We start from the raw sequence: 16,515 nt of genomic DNA on the forward strand, positions 1-16,515 counted from the left end.
TGTGGTTATTGGAGGTTTCATGTCAGCTAGCGCACTACCCGCATCCACGTCAAGAAAGCACGGCCAGGTCGACGTCGCCGCATCCATCAACGAGTACCTGGAGCGGCGCGACTGGCGCGTCAACGCCAACGCCAACCAGGGCTATTCGCTGGGCGGCCTGATACTCAATGTGTCGGGCAAGGTGATCGCCAATTACTGGCTCGACCAGGTCTATCCGCCGGACGTGGGCGCGGCCCACCGCGAGGCGGCGCTGCATATCCACGACCTCGACATGCTGGCCGGTTACTGCGCCGGCTGGTCGCTGCGCACCCTGCTGCACGAAGGTCTGAACGGCGTGCCGGGCAAGGTCGAGTCAAACCCGCCGAAACACATGTCGTCCGCCATCGGCCAGATCGTCAATTTCCTCGGCACCCTGCAAAACGAGTGGGCCGGGGCGCAGGCCTTCAGCTCCTTCGACACCTATATGGCGCCGTTTATCCGCAAGGACAAGCTGGCCTATGGCGATGTGCTGCAGTACATGCAGGAGCTGATCTACAACCTCAACGTGCCCTCGCGCTGGGGCACGCAAACGCCGTTTACCAACCTGACCTTCGACTGGGTCTGCCCGGAAGACCTGCGCGAGCAGATTCCCGTCATCGCCGGCGTGGAAATGCCGTTTTCCTATGGCGAGCTGCAGCTCGAGATGGACATGATCAACCAGGCGTATATCGAGATCATGATGGCCGGCGACGCCAAGGGCCGCGTATTCACATTCCCGATCCCGACCTATAACATCACCGAGGACTTCGACTGGCACAGCGAGAACGCCGAGCGGCTGTTCGAGATGACGGCGCGCTACGGCCTGCCCTACTTCCAGAACTTCATCAATTCGGAGCTGAAACCGAACATGATACGTTCCATGTGCTGCCGCCTGCAGCTCGATCTGCGCGAATTGCTCAAGCGCGGCAACGGCCTGTTCGGTTCGGCCGAGCAGACCGGGTCGCTGGGCGTGGTGACCATCAACTGCGCGCGCCTGGGCTACCTGTGGCGCGGCGACGAAGCGGCGCTGCTGGCCGACCTGGACCGGCTGCTGGAGCTGGGCAAGACCAGCCTGGAGATCAAGCGCGCCACCATCGACAAGCTGATGCAGGAAGGGCTGTTCCCGTACACGAAACGTTATCTGGGCACCTTGCGCAATCACTTTTCCACCCTGGGCGTGAACGGCATCAACGAGATGATCCGCAATTTCAGCGGCAACGCATACGACATCACCAGTGCTGAAGGGCATGCGCTGGCGATCCGCCTGCTCGACCATGTGCGCGCGAGGATGGTGCAATTCCAGGAACAGACCGGCCATATGTACAACCTGGAAGCGACACCGGCCGAAGGCACGACCTACCGTTTTGCGCGCGAAGACCGCAAACGCTATCCGGCCATCCTGCAGGCGGGCACCGATGACAATCCGTATTACACGAATTCGTCGCAGCTGCCAGTGGGCCACACGGACGATCCGTTCGAGGCACTGGAATTGCAGGACGCGCTGCAGCGCAAATACACGGGCGGCACGGTGCTGCACCTGTACATGACCGAGGCGCTGTCGGACGCCAACGCCTGCCGCGAACTGGTGAAACGCGCGCTGTCGCGCTTCTCGCTGCCTTACATCACCGTCACGCCCACGTTTTCGATCTGTCCGCGCCATGGCTACCTGGCCGGCAAGCACGAGTTTTGCCCCACCTGCGACGCCGAGCTGATCGCCCGCAAGCAGGCCAATCTGACTACCCTACTGGAGGAAACACCATGAACGCACGCCAAAACCTGACACCCGCGATTGCACTCGACGACAGCGAACGCCAGCGCTGCGAGATCTGGACCCGCGTGATGGGCTATCACCGCCCCGTCGCCTCGTTCAATATCGGCAAGCAGGGCGAATTCCACGAGCGCCAGTATTTCAGCGAAGCGCGCGCGTCGGTCTCGGGTCCCTTGATCTGCCGCTGATGGCCAGGGCGCTCAAGGTGGGCGGCGTCACGCCGTTCTCCGCCACCGATTACCCGGGCAAGCTGGCCGCCGTGGTGTTCGTGCAGGGCTGCCCGTGGCGCTGTGGCTATTGCCACAATCCGCACTTGCAGGCCAGGACCGGCGACGGTGCCATCGCCTGGAGCGACGTGATGGCGCTGCTGCGCCGCCGCGTGGGCCTGGTCGACGCGGTGGTGTTCAGCGGCGGCGAAGCGTGCATGGACCCGGCGCTGGCCAGCGCCATGCAGGACGCCAGGGCGCTGGGGTTCGATATCGGCCTGCACACGGCCTGCATTTATCCGCAGCGCCTGCGGCAGGTGCTGCCGCTGGTCGACTGGGTCGGTTTCGATATCAAAGCCGCTTTCAATGAGTATCGCGCGATTACCGGCATTGCCAACAGCGGCGATCCGGCGCGCGCCTGCCTCGACGCCATCGTGGCCAGCGGCGTGGCCCACGAATGCCGCACCACCATCCACCCGGCCCTGCTGCCCGACGAGGCGCTGCTGTCGCTGGCCGCCAGCCTGGCCGAAAAAGGGGTCACGCACTATGTGCTGCAGCAGTTCCGGGCCGAGGGCTGCGCCAATGACGCGCTGGTGCAAAGCACCACCCACGGCTATCCGGCGGCGGCGACGCTGGCGCAAATCGGCGCCATGTTTCCGCGTTTTACATTCCGTAATGAAGGCCGTTGAGCCTGCCTGCACTAAATGTTTGAAATGCCATCGTTCTGCAACGCTGAAACGCCGTGCTTGCTGTAATGTATCAACTGCGCCGCCAAGCATGACGGCGCGGTCCTGTACCCTACCCAGCATCACAGATAAGCGTCATCCATGAACGATTTCACCGCAGACAGCCCCTCCCTACATTCCGATATCCTGTACGGCCCGCCGCGACCGGATCTGCTGCAAAACGAGGTGCTGGCCGACCTGCTCGAAGCGACCGCCCGGCGCTGCCCCGCACAGATTGCCCTGATCGACGGCGAGCGGCGCATCAGCTACGCCGAACTCGATGCCAGCGCCAGCCTGGCCGCCTCGCGCCTGGTGGCGGCCGGCGTGCGGCCCGGCGATATTGTCGGCCTGTGGCTGCCGCGCGGCGCGAACCTGCTGCTGCTGCAGGCGGCGATTGCCAAGGCGGGCGCCGCCTGGCTGCCGGTCGACGAAGACACCCCCGTCGAACGCCTGCAGGTCTGCCTCGATGACGCCGATGGCGCAGGCATCGTCAGCTGCGCGCAGTTCGCGCCGCGCCTGACAGGCGCCGGTGTCGCACGCCCGGTCTGGACGGCGGAAAGCCTGCTTGCGCCGCGCGCCGACGGCGAAGTGCTCCATGCCCGCCATGAAACCCTGCCCGCACACCCGGCCTATGTGATCTACACCTCGGGCTCGACCGGCAAGCCGAAAGGCATCCTGATCAACCAGCGCAGCATCTGCCACTTCCTGCGCAGCGAAAACGCGGTGCTCGGCGTCACCCAGGGCGACACCGTCTACCAGGGCTTTTCGGTCGCCTTCGACATGTCGTTCGAAGAGATCTGGATCGCCTATCTGGTGGGCGCTACCCTGTGGCTGGGACCGAAAGAGATCTCGGGCGACCCGGAAGCGCTGCCGCGCGCACTTAGCGCCAACCAGGTCACCGTGCTGCACGCCGTGCCGACCCTGCTGGCGCTGTTTGCCGAGGAAGTGCCCAGCCTGCGCCTGATCAACCTGGGCGGCGAGATGTGTCCCGAGTCGCTGGTCGAGCGCTGGTCGCGCCCGGGCCGCGCCATGTTCAATACCTATGGCCCGACCGAGGCCACCGTCTCGTGCAGCCTGGCGCGCCTGCAGCCGGGCCAGCCCGTCACCATCGGCACGCCGCTGCCCAACTATGGCCTGCTGGTGATCCAGGTGGTCGAAGCGGGCGAAAGCCGTCCGCTGGCGCTGCTGCCGCGCGGTGAAACGGGAGAATTGTGCATTATCGGCCCGGGCCTGGCCGAGGGTTATCTGGGCCGCCCGGACCTGACGGTGGAAAAATTCCTGCCCAATCCCTGGACCACGGGGTTCGATGACGCGCGCCTGTACCGCACCGGCGACCTGGCCCGCATCGACGCCGACGGCCAGGTGCTGTGCCTGGGCCGCGCCGACGACCAGGTGAAAATACGCGGCTTTCGCGTGGAACTGGGCGAGATCGAAGCGGTGCTGGCCCAGCAAGCGGGCGTCGGCACGGTGGCCGTCCTGCTGCGCAAGGATGACGGCATCGACCAGCTGGTGGCGTATATCGTCGGCAGCGACGATGCAGGCGATGACGCCCTGGCGCCAAAAACCCTGCGCGCGGCGCTGAACCTGCACTTGCCGCCATACATGGTGCCGGGCAGGTTTGAACTGCTGCCGCTGATGCCGCGCCTGACCTCGGGCAAGATCGACAGGAAAGCATTGAAAGCGATGCCCTTGTCGGCCCCGCCGGTGGGCGAAGCCGGTGAATCGGATATCCCGGAAACCCCGGCCGAAGCGGCGCTGTTCGCGGCGCTGGCGCAGCTGTTCCCGGGCCAGCCGATTGTGCGCGGCGCCGACTTCTTTTCCGATCTGGGCGGCCATTCTTTCCTGGCCGCCCGCCTGGCGTCCAGCCTGCGCGCCGATCCGCGCTACGCCCACATGACGGTGCGCGACATCTATCACAACCGCCAGGTGGGCAAGATCGCCGCCGTGCTGGCCGAAGCACCGGCGCTGGCCGTGCCGGAAGCGGAGTGGACGCCGCCGTCAAGGATCAAGCGCTGGGTCTGCGGCGCGGCCCAGGCGGCGGCCGTGCCGGTGCTGGTCACGCTGCGCATGGCGCAATGGCTGGCGCCCTTCTTTACCTACCATTACTTTACGGGCGACCCGGGCGACACCGTGGCGCGCGCCGTCGCTGCCTCTATCGGCGTTTTTTTACTGGCCACCCTGGGCGAATTTGCCATCGCGATCGGCGGCAAATGGCTGATCGCCGGCCGCCTGAAGGCCGGCAGCTATCCGTTGTGGGGCATCACCTACTACCGCTGGTGGCTGGCCGACCGCCTGGTCGAATCTGCGCCGACCTATCTGCTCAGCGGCTCGTCGCTCAATAGCTGGTGGCTGCGCGCGCTGGGCGCAAAAGTGGGCAAGGAAGTGGTGATCGGCTCCATGACCCTGCGCGCGCCCGAATTGCTGTCGATCGGCGACAACGTCAGCGTCGGCAACGCCGTCAATTTTGAAAACGCCCGCGTCGAGCGTGGCCGCCTGCTGCTGGGGCAGATCACCATCGGCAACGACGCCTGCATCAGCTCCTACGCGATTTTGGAAGGCAATACGACGGTCGGCGACTTCGGCCACCTGGAAGGCCAGTCGGCGCTGGCTGACGGTGCGCAAGTGCCCGCCGGCCGTATCTGGACCGGTTCGCCGGCGCGCGACATAGGCGCTTTCGACCCGTCCAGCCAGCCGGCGCGTCCAAGTGTGAGCAAAGCACGCTTGACCGGTGAAATGCTGTTCTTCTGCTTTGGCATGGTCCTGATCGCGGTGCTGTTCTTTATGCCCGTCTTCCCGAGCTTTGTGCTGATCGACTGGTTCGACGAGCGCGAAATGATGCCGTGGCTACAGGGGCGCGACCCGACCGTCCAGCTGGCGCGCTATTTTATTCTCGCTTTCCCCGCCAGCGCCGTGCTGATCGTGCTCACGGCCCTGCTGTCGGCCGCCATCCGCTGGGGCGCGTTGCCGCGTTTGAAGCCGGGCACTTCGGCCGTCCACAGCAATATCTACTGCGCCAAATGGCTGGTCAGCCATATCCAGGAATCGAGCCTGAACGTGCTGCACGGCATTTACGCCACCGTGTTCGCGCCCTACTGGTATCGATTGCTGGGCGCCAAGGTCGGCAAGGGCGCCGAGATTTCGACCGCGCTGGGCGTGGTGCCCGACATGCTGACCCTGGGCGACGACACCTTTATCGCCGACGCCGTGATGCTGGGCGACGAGCAGATCGACGGCGGCTGGATGACCATGCGCCCCACCGTCATTTCGCACCGCAGCTTTGTCGGCAACGGCAGTTATATCCCGGACGGCACGGTGCTGCCCGAGCACGTGCTGATCGGCGTGCATACGCATGCGCCGCGCAATGAACAGATGCATGGCGGCGACACCTGGCTCGGCTCACCGCCGATGCACCTGCCGGCGCGCGAACAGGTGAGCGGCTTTGCCGAACACCTGACGTTCAAGCCGTCGGCGGCGCGCCGCCTGGGCCGCAGTCTGATCGAAGCGTTCCGCATCGTCGCGCCGCATGCGCTGGTGATCGCCGTCGGCTACACCCTGGTGCTGGACGTGATGCCGCTGGCCGGCGCCGGGCGCTGGGGCGAAGTGGTGGCCGATCTGGCGATGGCCGGCGTCGCTTACGGCATCGGCAATTTCCTGCTGGTGGTGGCGCTCAAATGGCTGCTGCTGGGCCGCTACCGCAAGCACGCGGCGCCGATGTGGACGCCGTTCGTGTGGCTGTCCGAAGGCGTGACCAACCTGTACGAAGGCATCGCCGTGCCGAACTTCATGCGCTATCTGCGCGGCACGCCATGGCTGCCGATGGCCTTCCGCCTGTTCGGCTGCAAGATCGGCCGCGGCGTCTACATGGACACCACCGACATCACCGAATTCGACTGCGTGCATATCGGCGACCATAGCGAATTGAACGCGCTGACCTGCCCGCAGACGCATTTGTTCGAAGACCGCGTGATGAAGATCGACCACGTGGAAATCGGCCAGCGCGTCTACATGGGTCCGCGCAGCTCGGTGCTGTACAGCGCCAGGGTCGGCGACAATGCGCGCCTGGGCCCCCTGACGCTGGTGATGAAGGGCGAGCATATCCCGGCCGGCAGCAACTGGGCCGGCTGCCCGGCGGCGCCGTTGCGCACGTGAGTTTCAAACGATATTGGCAAGGCGATGGGGTGCTGGTGATCGGCATCGACGCGGCCATGACGCGCACCGATGCGCGGCGGCGCATCCGTCTTGCGGTGCGTGAAGCGGTGGCCATGTGGCTCGATATCGATAGTGTGTCGGTGCAGTCCGAATCGGGTCATGCACCGCGCTTGCTGGTGGCTGGCCGCGCAGCCTGGCTGTCGATCAGCCACGACGACGGCATCTCGCTGGCGGCTATTGGCTTGCATGGCCCGGTCGGCATCGATGTGATGCGGGTGCAGGAGATTGATGACTGGCATGCGGTGGCGACGGACTACCTGGGGCCGCAAGTGGCGCAGTCTCTGGCGGCCTGTCCTGCCGGGCAACGGCCGCTGGCCCTGGCGCAGGCATGGACGGCGCGCGAGGCGGGGCTCAAGTGCTTGGGCCGCGAGCTGTCTGAATGGGATGGCGTAGCTTTACATTGCGATTTGCACGCGATGAAGATGCCGCAAGATTTCGCGGCAATGCTGGCGACCATCCCCCATTGCACCGACTAATCGTTGCCACAAGCGGCTTGACGGGGCGTTGCCTCAGCCTTCGGCATAAAGCAGCGCATCGGCCTCGCGCACGGCCGACGTCAACAGCGCCAGCTTGAGGATGTCGAGCCGGCCGTCGGTGCGCACGCGCGAGCACAGGTCGATGCCATACGGGCGCACCTGGCGCAGGGCACCGGCCACATTGCTGTCGTCGAGGCCGCCGGCCAGGAACACGGGTACGGGGCTGGCGCGCACGAAGCGCGCGCTGATGGCCCAGTCGTGGCTGCGGCCCGTATCGAGCAAAAAGGCGTGCACATGGGGCGCATGGGCCGGTATCATCGCCAGCGCGTCGCCGCCTTCCACATGAATCACCTGCACCCGGCGCACCTGCGGCAGCAGGCGTGCCAGTTCGGCCACTTCCTGTGGAGCAATATGGTTGACGATCTGCACCGTCGTCGGCAAGGTCGCGGCCACATGCTCGGCGATGCGGCTGGCGGTGGTCTCGGCCGTCAGTAAAAACGTGGACACCGGCGGCGGCGCCCAGGCGGCAATCTTCGCGATGCGCGCGTCGGGGAGCACGCCGGGACCGCACGGCACGGCCGCCACCAGGCCCAGCGCGTCGGCGCCGGCGGCAATCGCCAGTTGCGCTTCATCGATGGAAGCGATGCAGCAGATCTTGATACGGGTTCTCATGATGGCCAACATTACAACACGCTGCACGCCAGCAAGCCAGCCACGCGGTCAAGCCGGCGCACAATTGTGGCCGCGATTGACAGGCGGCGGACGGCAAACGATACTGGTTCGCTCCATCTTGCACAGACAGGTAGCAGGCTCATGGCCGATTTTGAGATACGCAAGGAGTGCCCGCCACAGCTGTGCGACTGCGCGCGCGAACGGCTGCTGGCCGACGCGCAGGCCGACCTTGCCATCCTGCGCCTGAACCTGACCGAAGAAAAACGCCTGCTGGCCCATATCGAGAGCATCAGCACGCTGGAAGGCTTGCGCAAGCTGGAAAAAAACCTGCAGAAAAACCTGGGCGTGGTGCTGCGCATCGCACCCGGCGGCGGCGAAGTGCGCACCATGCGCGGCTTCCAGATTCAACTGCTGGAACAGCCCGGCCTGTGCCGCAAGACGCGCGCGGCGATACCGGCGGCGGTGCGGCGCTGTTTGGCCGCGCATCCGGAAATCGCGTTTGCGATATTGAATGAAAATGATTTGCTGGGTGGGATCGGGGCGCTCCCGTAGGTCGTATTAGCGCGCAAGCGCGTAATGCGACAACACCACGGTCGGGGCCAACAAGGTTGTCGGATTACGGCCCCATGGGCCTAATCCGACCTACGCAGTCCGTATTTCAATGACTTTTTTGCCCTTGGCGGCACGTGCCCTGAGCTGCCCGCAGCCGCCCTCCACATCCTGCCCCGCCGAATCGCGCAGCTTGGTCAGCACGCCGCGCTCGTGCAGGCGGGTGGCGATGGCGCGCGCCTGCTCCCAGCTGGGGCGTTTGAACGGCAGGTCGTCGATGGTGTTATACGGAATCATGTTCAGCACCGCGTACTTGCCCTTGAGCAGTTCGACGATGCCGTCGAGCTCATCGTCGCCGTCGTTGACGCCTTCCATCAGGGTCCATTGATACTGCACCGGGTAACCGGTCAGGCGCGCATACGATTCGCCGAATTCGACCAGTTCGCGCGGCGTGAGTTTCGGCGCGCGCGGCAGCAGCTGTTCGCGCAAGTCCGGCTTGGTGGTGTGCAGGGACAGCGCCAGCGCGGGTTTCACGCGGCCCTGCGGCAGGCGCTCGAAGGCGCGCGGGTCGCCGACGGTGGAAAACACCAGGTTCTTGTGGCCGATATTGCCTTCCGTGCCCAGCAGCTCGATCGCTTCCATCACATTGGCAAGATTATGGGCCGGCTCGCCCATGCCCATGAAGACGACTTTTTTCACCGGCCGCAAGGTGCGCGCCAGCACCACCTGCGCCACGATCTCGCCACTGCTGACCTGCCGTATCAGGCCATCGCGGCCCGTCATGCAGAACTGGCAGCCGACCGCGCAGCCGACCTGGCTTGACACGCACAGGCCATCGCGCGGCAGCAGCACGCTTTCCACCGTCTGCCCGTCGTGCAGGCCGACCAGCAATCGCGCCGAGCCGTCGGCGCCGGGATGGGTGCTGAGCAGCTTGAGCATGGCCTGCAACTCGATGTCGAGCGCAGGCAAGGCGCCGCGCACCGGCAGCGGCAGGAAATCTTCGGCGCGGCGCCGGCCCTGGTCGTGCGGCTGCGCCTGTATCCAGTCGCGCAGCACGCGCTGTTCGTGCAGGGGCTTGGCGCCGAGCGCGCGCAGGCGCTGGCGGATGGTCTCGATTTGCATGGTGGCGGAAAGCGGCCGTCTTATACCTTTTTGACGAACTCGGTTTTCAGGCTCATCTGGCCGAAACCGTCGATCTTGCAATCGATATCGTGGTCGCTGTCGACCAGGCGAATGTTCTTGACCTTGGTGCCCATCTTGACGACGCCGCCGCCACCTTTCAGTTTCAGGTCCTTGATAACGCTGACCGTGTCGCCGTCCTGCAGGATATTGCCGGCCGCATCACGGTAGACTTTCGCGCCCTCTTCCACCGCCTCGCCGGCCGTGGCCGACCATTCATGCGCGCATTCAGGGCAGACGAGATTGCTGCCATCTTCGTACGTGTATTCGGACTGGCATTGCGGGCATGGAGGTAATGTGCTCATTCTTTTCTCGGTCTGGTGAACGGCCGCTGGCCGTAAAAGCCGACATTATAAGCGCTACGCCCGCCATCGGCGGGCTTTTTCGCATAGGGCGCCGCAGCCTTATTTGATGTTTTTATCCAGGAAGGCGCGGATCACCGGCACGATCTCGCGGGCATGCGTTTCAAGGGCAAAGTGGCCGGTGTCGTAGAAGCGGATATCGGCGTTGGGCAAATCGCGTTTCCATGCCTGCGCACCGGCCGGCAGGAAAAACGGATCGTTCTTGCCCCAGACGGCCAGCAGCGGCGGTTGCTGCTGGCGGAAATAGGCGTGGAACTGCGGGTACATGCGCACATTGGACGCGTAATCGAGCAGCAGGTCGAGCTGGATGTCGGCGTTGCCCGGACGTGCCACCCGCATGCCTTCCAGGGTATAGCCGTCGGGAGAAACGCTGCTTGGATCGGGCACGCCTTCCAGATACTGCCATTTCATCCCGGCCGGCGTCGGAAAGTCGGCCTGCGCCGCGCGGTTTTGCGCCGTCGGCGCCTGCCAGTATTGCTTGATGCCGTCCCAGCCCTTGGACAGTCCCTCTTCATAGGCGTTGCCGTTCTGCGAGATGATGGCCGTGATGCGCGCAGGATGGGCCAGCGCCAGGCGCCAGCCGACTGGCGCGCCGTAGTCATGCACCATGATGGCGTAGCGGTCCAGCTTCAACTGCTCGGTGAAACGGTTCATGGTCCGGGTGATGTTGTCGAAGGTGTAGGCGTAGTGTTCGCGCGCCGGCGCTTCGGTGTAGCCGAAGGAAGGCAGGTCCGGCGCCACCACGTGATAGCGGTCGCTCAGCGCCGGGATCACGTCGCGGTACATGAACGAAGACCCGGCAAATCCATGCAGCAGCACGATGGTCGGCGCGGCAGGGTCGCCCGCCTCGCGGTAAAACACGTTCACGTCGCCGACCTTTTCAAACCGGTAGTGTACCTGCGCCTTGTCGGCGGCCGACATGGGGACGGCGGCGGGAGCGGCGGCTGCGCTGGCGGCGATGGCCAGGGTGGTCGCGGCGGCGAGGGTGGTGGCTTTGCTATTCATGGTTTTTCCTTGTAACCGTTAAAGTGAGTATTTGAAGGTTACAGGCATTTATGGTAACCTGTCAATATTATTTTCAAAGGTTACAAAAAGGTGACAACATGACGCAGCATCCTGAGCACGCCCCACATTTCATCGGCAACGACCTGGCGCTCGATTTCATCAACAGCGCCTTTGGCATGGGCGATGACAGCCGGGATTGTCTGGACGACGACGCCGGCGCGCTGGCGTGGCTCAAGGCGGCGGGACTGCTGGCGCCCGATTTCGATGCGCCGGTGGCCGGACTGGCGACACTGGCACAGTCGCTGCGCACGGCGGCGGAGCGGCTGATCGATTTGAACAAGCCGCGTGAGCCAACCGACTTCGCGGTGGTGAACCGGATACTGGAGACTGGCCGCGCTGTGCGCACGCTGGCGCAGGGCGAAGGCAACAACGTCGTATTATTGGAACGGCGCCGCGACGACAGCGCGGCCAGCTTGCTCGAACCGGTGGCAACGGCGCTGGTCCAACTGCTGGCGCAAGGGAACCTGGCACAAGTGCGCCAGTGCGAGGCGCACGATTGCACGCTGCGCTTTCTGGACGTCACCAAATCGGGCCGCCGTCGCTGGTGCAGCATGGCCGTGTGCGGCAACCGCATGAAGGTTGCCGCTTTCCGGGCGCGCAAGGAAGCCAGATAGCGCCTGCCGGGCAAGGCGCCGGGCAGGCAAAACAATTCATTTCCACTGACAGGAGTTACCGCAATGACGACATCAAGCTATCCCGACACCCGCCTTCTGATCGCCAATGAGTGGGTGGACGCCACCGGCGGCAAATCGATCCCCGTGCTCAACCCGGCCACCGGACAGGCGATCGGCACGGTCGCCCATGCCAGCATCGCCGACCTGGACCGCGCGCTTGCCGCCGCCCAGCAGGGTTTCGAGACCTGGCGCGCCGTGCCGGCGGCCGAACGCGCCGCCATCATGCGCCGCGCCGCCTCGCTGCTGCGCGAACGCGCCGTCGATATCGCCCGCCAGATGACGCAGGAACAAGGCAAGCCGCTGGGCGAAGCGAAAGTTGAAATTTTGGCGGGCGCCGACATCATCGACTGGTTTGCCGCCGAAGGCATGCGCGTGTATGGCCGCATCGTGCCGTCGCGCAACCCGGCCGCGCAGCAGCTGGTGCTGAAGGAACCGGTCGGCCCGGTCGCCGCCTTCACGCCGTGGAATTTCCCGATCAACCAGATCGTGCGCAAGCTGTCGGCCGCGCTGGCCACCGGCTGCTCCTTCCTGTGCAAGGCGCCCGAAGAAACGCCGGCCTCGCCGGCGGCGCTGATGCAATGTTTCGTCGACGCCGGCCTGCCGGCGGGCGTGCTGGGCCTGGTGTTTGGCGACCCGGCCGAAATCTCGGGCTATTTGATACCGCATCCGGTGATCCGCAAGGTGACCTTTACCGGTTCCACGCCGGTGGGCAAACAGCTGGCCGCGCTGGCGGGCGCCCACATGAAACGCGTAACGATGGAGCTGGGTGGCCACGCGCCGGTGATCGTTGCGGAAGACGCCGATGTGGCCTTGGCCGTCAAAGCGGCCGGCGGCGCCAAGTTCCGCAATGCCGGCCAGGTCTGCATCTCGCCGACCCGCTTTTTGGTGCACAACGCGGTAAAGGCGGAATTCACCCGCGCGCTGGTCGCGCATGCCGAAGGCCTGACCCTGGGCGATGGCCTGCAGGCCGGCACCAACCTGGGGCCGCTGGCCAATGCGCGCCGTCTCACGGCCATGGCCAAGGTGGTCGAAGACGCACAGGCCAGGGGCGCGACGCTGGCCACCGGCGGCAGCCGTGTCGGCAACGCCGGCAACTTTTTCGCGCCGACCGTGTTCGCCGATGTGCCACTGGACGCGAGCATCTTCAACGACGAGCCGTTCGGCCCGATCGCCGGCATCCGCGGCTTCGACAGCCTGGAAGAAGCCATCCTGGAAGCGAACCGCCTGCCCTACGGCCTGGCCGGCTATGCCTATACGCGCTCGATCAGGAATGCCCAGCTGCTGATGAACCGCATGGAAGTGGGCATGTTGTGGATCAACCAGAGCGCCACCCCGAGCGCCGAAATGCCGTTTGGCGGCATCAAGGATTCGGGCTATGGCACCGAAGGCGGGCCGGAGGCGCTGGAGTCCTACCTGAACACCAAGGCGGTGTCGATGGTTGGCGTGTAAGGATGTTCGTGGCGGACGTGGCCGGCGCGGGCTTGCCAGGCCCGCCTTTCACTTTCAGGCACGCCGCACTATTTCTATCGTGCTGTGCACGATCTCTTCATGGATGCCGATGCGCGCGCGCAGCCGTTCCGGCGTCAGCGCCGCATCGCGGCTGACCACCGACAGCGCGCACGAATAGAGCTGCTTGCCGACGCGCCAGACGTGCAGGTCGACGATGCGCGGCGTGTCGCCGCCCTCTTCCACTTCCACCGCCTCGCGGATTTCCTGCACCACCGGGTGATCCATCTCGCGGTCCAGCAGCACCTTGCCGGTTTCCTGCATCAGCTTTTTCGCCCATAGCGCCACCAGCACGGCGCCGGCCACGCCCATCACCGGGTCGAGCCAGTTCCAGCCATACAGCCAGGCGCCGGCCAGCGCCAGCATGGCCAGCACCGAGGTGGCGGCATCGGCCAGCACGTGGATGTAGGCGGCCTTCATGTTCAGGTCTTCGCCATGGCCATGATGGTGCTGATGATGATCGTGACCATGGTGGTCCTGGTCGTGGCCATGGTCGTGATGGCCGCCGAGTATCAGCGCGCAGACCAGGTTGACGGCCAGGCCGATGCCGGCCACCGCCAGCGCCTGTGGATAATGAATCGCCTGCGGCGCAAACAGCCGCTCGACCGAGGCGACCACCATCAGCACGGCCACGCCCAGCAGCAGGATGGCGCTGGTATAGCCGGCCAGGATTTCGATCTTCCAGGTGCCGAAGGCGAAGCGCGGGTCGCGCGCATAGCGGCGCGAGGCGGCATAGGCAAAGGCGGCCAGGCCGATCGCCAGCGCGTGCGAACTCATGTGCCAGCCGTCGGCCAGCAGCGCCATCGAGTTGTACCACCAGCCGGCGACGATTTCCAGCACCATGGTGGCCAGGGTGATCCACATGACGACGCGCGCGCGGCGCTCCGCCTTGCCGTCGCTGGTCTCGAAAACATGTTCATGGGTCCAGGCCGACAGGTCGTCGGCCGCGTGCAGTTGCGTCATGATGGTCTTTCGCTTATTTCAGCTTATTTCAGCTTATTTCAGATAGGTGCGCAGGATGGCGATGATCTCGTCGGCGCCACGGGCGCGTTCGGCGTCGCTGGCAATCGCCGGGCTGGCGACATGCTCGCGCAGGTGCTCTTCGATCACCTCGGCCATCAGGCCATTGACGGCGCCGCGCACGGCCGCGATCAGCTGCAGCACCTCGCCGCAATCGCGCCCTTCGTCCAGCCCCCGTGCTATGCCTTCGACCTGCCCCTTGATGCGCTTGACGCGGTTCTGCAGCTTGTCCCTGTTTGCCGATGTGTGGCCCATGCCATCCTCGTTAAAATACTGTAGGGGGGTATGGTATCAGAAAATGGCCTTGCCACTCGATAAAATATCAAAAAATACATTATTATTGCTTTACGGACCAATACCCGAATTGATATTAAGCATTAAAAATTAATGATTGGAAAAAAATCGCGAAGCACTCTACCATCAGCCATCCGCCGCCATTTTGTCGCCTGTCGACGTGCCCGCCGGCGTACCATAAAAATATCGGAGACTAGCAACATGAAATTCAATAACTTAAAAATCGGCCGCCGGCTGGGCCTCAGTTTTGGCGCCATCATCGCCCTGCTCCTGATCCTGGCGGTGGTCGCCATTACCCGTGTCAGCCAGCTGGGTAACGAAATTCGCCGCATGAACGAAGACAGTTATCCGAAAACCATGCTGGGGCATGCGATCAAGGACGACGTCAATGAAACCATGATCGCCATGCGCAATATCTTCCTGACGGTCGAGGCCGAACTGGCCAATAAAGAAGTGCAGCATGTCGAGCAGATCGCGCGCCGCATCGATACGTCGATCGGCAAGCTCGAACGCCTGCCGGCGTCCGCGGACAGCGCCAGCCGCATCAGCCAGCTGAACGCGGCGCGCCAGCAATTCGACAAGGTGCGCAAGGACGTGCTGACCCTGGTGGCGGAAGACCGCAAGTTCGAAGCCAAGAGCCTGATGCTCAAGCAGCTGCTGCCGCGCCAGCAAGCCTATTTCGCCGCGCTGGAACAGCTGGTCAACTACCAGACCGGCCTGATGGAAGCGTCGGGCAAGGCGTCGGCGCAGCAGGCCGACCAGACCCGTTTGATCATCCTGCTGCTGTCAAGCGGCGCGGCGCTGGCCGGCATCTTGCTGGCGATCCAGGCCAGCAACAGCATCACCCGTCCACTGCAGCAGGCGCTGGGCGTGGCGCGCCAGGTGGCGGCCGGCGACCTGACCAGCAAGGTGGCCGTCGGCACGCGCGACGAAACGGGCCAGCTGCTGCAAGCCCTGAACAGCATGAACACCAGCCTGCAGGACATCGTCGGCCAGGTGCGCGGCGGCACCGACACCATCGCCGACGCCTCCGAGCGCATCGCCAGCGGCAATCTCGACCTGTCGGAGCGCACCGGCCAGCAGGCCGATTCGCTGCGCGACACGGCCGAATCGATGGCGCAGCTGACCTCGACCGTCAAGCAGAACGCCGACCACGCCAGCCAGGCCAACCAGATGGCGGCGCGCGCGTCCGAAGTGGCGGTGCGCGGCGGCGCCGTGGTGGCGCAGGTGGTGGGCACCATGGGCGCCATCAATACGTCTTCCAAGAAGATCGTCGACATTATCGCGGTGATCGACGGCATCGCCTTCCAGACCAATATCCTGGCGCTGAACGCGGCCGTGGAAGCGGCGCGCGCCGGTGAACAGGGCCGCGGCTTCGCGGTCGTCGCCAGTGAGGTGCGCAACCTGGCGCAGCGTTCCAGCCAGGCCGCGCGCGAAGTCAAGGCGCTGATCGACGATTCGGTCAGCCACGTGGCGGCAGGCAGCGTGCTGGTGCAGGAAGCCGGCACCACCATGACCCAGATCGTCGACAGCGTGCGCAGCGTCACCGACATCATGGGCGACATCAACGGCGCCAGCCATGCCCAGGAAGCGGGTATCGAACAGATCAACCTGGCCCTGGCCGAAATGGACAAGGTGACGCGCCAGAACGCCGCGCTGGTCGAGCAGGCCGCCGCTGGCGCCGAGTCGCTGCAGGATGAGGCGAGCCGGCTGGCACAGGTGGTCAGCCGCTTCCGGCTGGAACGCGGTGCGGTAATGCTGCAGGGCTGAGCCCATGCAACAATGCGATTTT

At 64.8% G+C, this 16,515-nt stretch carries 15 protein-coding genes; 9 read left to right on the plus strand and 6 right to left on the minus strand.

What is annotated here, in order from left to right:
- Positions 1–19 precede the first annotated feature (19 nt).
- From ASR47_RS16325 to ASR47_RS16345, 5 genes are all read left to right on the plus strand, one after another.
- Positions 20–1,780: a ribonucleoside triphosphate reductase gene (locus ASR47_RS16325; protein WP_065308834.1), complete on the plus strand. Its 1,761-nt coding sequence runs from the start codon at positions 20–22 to the stop codon at positions 1,778–1,780.
- The gene (nrdD, locus tag ASR47_RS28175) at positions 1,777–1,974 is read left to right on the plus strand and encodes an anaerobic ribonucleoside-triphosphate reductase (protein WP_065308835.1); all 198 of its coding nucleotides are present in this window, start codon (positions 1,777–1,779) and stop codon (positions 1,972–1,974) included. The genes ASR47_RS16325 and nrdD overlap by 4 nt, the downstream gene beginning before the upstream one ends.
- Positions 1,974–2,681 (plus strand): anaerobic ribonucleoside-triphosphate reductase activating protein, encoded by a 708-nt coding sequence (locus ASR47_RS16335; RefSeq protein ID WP_065308836.1) that lies wholly within the window; start codon positions 1,974–1,976, stop codon positions 2,679–2,681. The genes nrdD and ASR47_RS16335 overlap by 1 nt, the downstream gene beginning before the upstream one ends.
- Positions 2,682–2,819: 138 nt before the next feature.
- Complete coding sequence (locus ASR47_RS16340; RefSeq protein ID WP_065308837.1) at positions 2,820–6,866, plus strand: Pls/PosA family non-ribosomal peptide synthetase; 4,047 nt, start codon at positions 2,820–2,822, stop codon at positions 6,864–6,866.
- Complete coding sequence (locus ASR47_RS16345; protein ID WP_150127834.1) at positions 6,863–7,402, plus strand: 4'-phosphopantetheinyl transferase family protein; 540 nt, start codon at positions 6,863–6,865, stop codon at positions 7,400–7,402. The genes ASR47_RS16340 and ASR47_RS16345 overlap by 4 nt, the downstream gene beginning before the upstream one ends.
- 33 nt (positions 7,403–7,435) lie before the next feature.
- Here ASR47_RS16345 and ASR47_RS16350 read toward each other — a convergent pair whose 3' ends face one another.
- Entirely contained in the window at positions 7,436–8,074 is a 639-nt protein-coding gene (locus ASR47_RS16350) for a phosphoribosylanthranilate isomerase (protein ID WP_065308934.1), read from the minus strand.
- 141 nt (positions 8,075–8,215) lie between these two features.
- Between ASR47_RS16350 and ASR47_RS16355 the strand changes: the two genes are divergently transcribed.
- Positions 8,216–8,626 (plus strand): hypothetical protein, encoded by a 411-nt coding sequence (locus tag ASR47_RS16355; RefSeq protein WP_065308839.1) that lies wholly within the window; start codon positions 8,216–8,218, stop codon positions 8,624–8,626.
- A gap of 90 nt (positions 8,627–8,716) precedes the next feature.
- Here ASR47_RS16355 and ASR47_RS16360 read toward each other — a convergent pair whose 3' ends face one another.
- The 3 genes from ASR47_RS16360 to ASR47_RS16370 form a co-directional block, all read right to left on the minus strand.
- Positions 8,717–9,745 carry an RNA methyltransferase gene (locus ASR47_RS16360; protein ID WP_065308840.1) on the minus strand — a complete coding sequence of 343 codons (1,029 nt, stop codon included), beginning with the start codon at positions 9,743–9,745 and terminating at the stop codon, positions 8,717–8,719.
- Between the two features lie 20 nt (positions 9,746–9,765).
- Complete coding sequence (locus ASR47_RS16365) at positions 9,766–10,107, minus strand: zinc ribbon domain-containing protein YjdM (RefSeq protein ID WP_065308841.1); 342 nt, start codon at positions 10,105–10,107, stop codon at positions 9,766–9,768.
- 99 nt (positions 10,108–10,206) lie between these two features.
- The gene (locus ASR47_RS16370) at positions 10,207–11,085 is read right to left on the minus strand and encodes an alpha/beta fold hydrolase (RefSeq protein WP_065308935.1); all 879 of its coding nucleotides are present in this window, start codon (positions 11,083–11,085) and stop codon (positions 10,207–10,209) included.
- Positions 11,086–11,267: 182 nt separating this feature from the next.
- On the opposite strand from ASR47_RS16370, the gene ASR47_RS16375 reads away from it, so the two are divergent.
- Together ASR47_RS16375 and ASR47_RS16380 are read left to right on the plus strand one after the other, a co-directional pair.
- The gene (locus ASR47_RS16375) at positions 11,268–11,843 is read left to right on the plus strand and encodes a CGNR zinc finger domain-containing protein (RefSeq protein ID WP_065308842.1); all 576 of its coding nucleotides are present in this window, start codon (positions 11,268–11,270) and stop codon (positions 11,841–11,843) included.
- A gap of 63 nt (positions 11,844–11,906) precedes the next feature.
- On the plus strand, positions 11,907–13,352 hold the full coding sequence (locus ASR47_RS16380; protein WP_065308843.1) for an NAD-dependent succinate-semialdehyde dehydrogenase: 1,446 nt from the start codon (positions 11,907–11,909) through the stop codon (positions 13,350–13,352).
- 54 nt (positions 13,353–13,406) lie between these two features.
- Here ASR47_RS16380 and dmeF read toward each other — a convergent pair whose 3' ends face one another.
- Both dmeF and ASR47_RS16390 read right to left on the minus strand, forming a co-directional pair.
- Positions 13,407–14,372, minus strand: coding sequence for a CDF family Co(II)/Ni(II) efflux transporter DmeF (gene dmeF / locus ASR47_RS16385; RefSeq protein WP_171898967.1), 966 nt, complete (start codon positions 14,370–14,372; stop codon positions 13,407–13,409).
- A gap of 33 nt (positions 14,373–14,405) precedes the next feature.
- Positions 14,406–14,684: a metal/formaldehyde-sensitive transcriptional repressor gene (locus ASR47_RS16390; protein WP_065308844.1), complete on the minus strand. Its 279-nt coding sequence runs from the start codon at positions 14,682–14,684 to the stop codon at positions 14,406–14,408.
- A 240-nt stretch (positions 14,685–14,924) separates the two neighbouring features.
- On the opposite strand from ASR47_RS16390, the gene ASR47_RS16395 reads away from it, so the two are divergent.
- A complete protein-coding gene (locus ASR47_RS16395) occupies positions 14,925–16,493 on the plus strand; it encodes a methyl-accepting chemotaxis protein (RefSeq protein WP_065308845.1) in 1,569 nt (522 codons plus the stop codon).
- The last annotated feature ends 22 nt before the right edge of the window (positions 16,494–16,515 follow it).

Source organism: Janthinobacterium psychrotolerans (assembly GCF_001677885.1).
Lineage (GTDB): Bacteria > Pseudomonadota > Gammaproteobacteria > Burkholderiales > Burkholderiaceae_D > Janthinobacterium > Janthinobacterium psychrotolerans.

Excerpts from the sequence above, each read along its gene's own strand:
- ASR47_RS16325 (WP_065308834.1), top strand. The coding sequence starts at position 20 with ATGTCAGCTAGCGCACTACCCGCATCCACGTCAAGAAAGCACGGCCAG.
- nrdD (WP_065308835.1), top strand. The coding sequence starts at position 1,777 with ATGAACGCACGCCAAAACCTGACACCCGCGATTGCACTCGACGACAGC.
- ASR47_RS16335 (WP_065308836.1), top strand. The coding sequence starts at position 1,974 with ATGGCCAGGGCGCTCAAGGTGGGCGGCGTCACGCCGTTCTCCGCCACC.
- ASR47_RS16340 (WP_065308837.1), top strand. The coding sequence starts at position 2,820 with ATGAACGATTTCACCGCAGACAGCCCCTCCCTACATTCCGATATCCTG.
- ASR47_RS16350 (WP_065308934.1), bottom strand. The coding sequence starts at position 8,074 with ATGAGAACCCGTATCAAGATCTGCTGCATCGCTTCCATCGATGAAGCG.
- ASR47_RS16355 (WP_065308839.1), top strand. The coding sequence starts at position 8,216 with ATGGCCGATTTTGAGATACGCAAGGAGTGCCCGCCACAGCTGTGCGAC.
- ASR47_RS16360 (WP_065308840.1), bottom strand. The coding sequence starts at position 9,745 with ATGCAAATCGAGACCATCCGCCAGCGCCTGCGCGCGCTCGGCGCCAAG.
- ASR47_RS16365 (WP_065308841.1), bottom strand. The coding sequence starts at position 10,107 with ATGAGCACATTACCTCCATGCCCGCAATGCCAGTCCGAATACACGTAC.
- ASR47_RS16370 (WP_065308935.1), bottom strand. The coding sequence starts at position 11,085 with ATGTCGGCCGCCGACAAGGCGCAGGTACACTACCGGTTTGAAAAGGTC.
- ASR47_RS16375 (WP_065308842.1), top strand. The coding sequence starts at position 11,268 with ATGACGCAGCATCCTGAGCACGCCCCACATTTCATCGGCAACGACCTG.
- ASR47_RS16380 (WP_065308843.1), top strand. The coding sequence starts at position 11,907 with ATGACGACATCAAGCTATCCCGACACCCGCCTTCTGATCGCCAATGAG.
- dmeF (WP_171898967.1), bottom strand. The coding sequence starts at position 14,372 with ATGACGCAACTGCACGCGGCCGACGACCTGTCGGCCTGGACCCATGAA.
- ASR47_RS16390 (WP_065308844.1), bottom strand. The coding sequence starts at position 14,684 with ATGGGCCACACATCGGCAAACAGGGACAAGCTGCAGAACCGCGTCAAG.
- ASR47_RS16395 (WP_065308845.1), top strand. The coding sequence starts at position 14,925 with ATGAAATTCAATAACTTAAAAATCGGCCGCCGGCTGGGCCTCAGTTTT.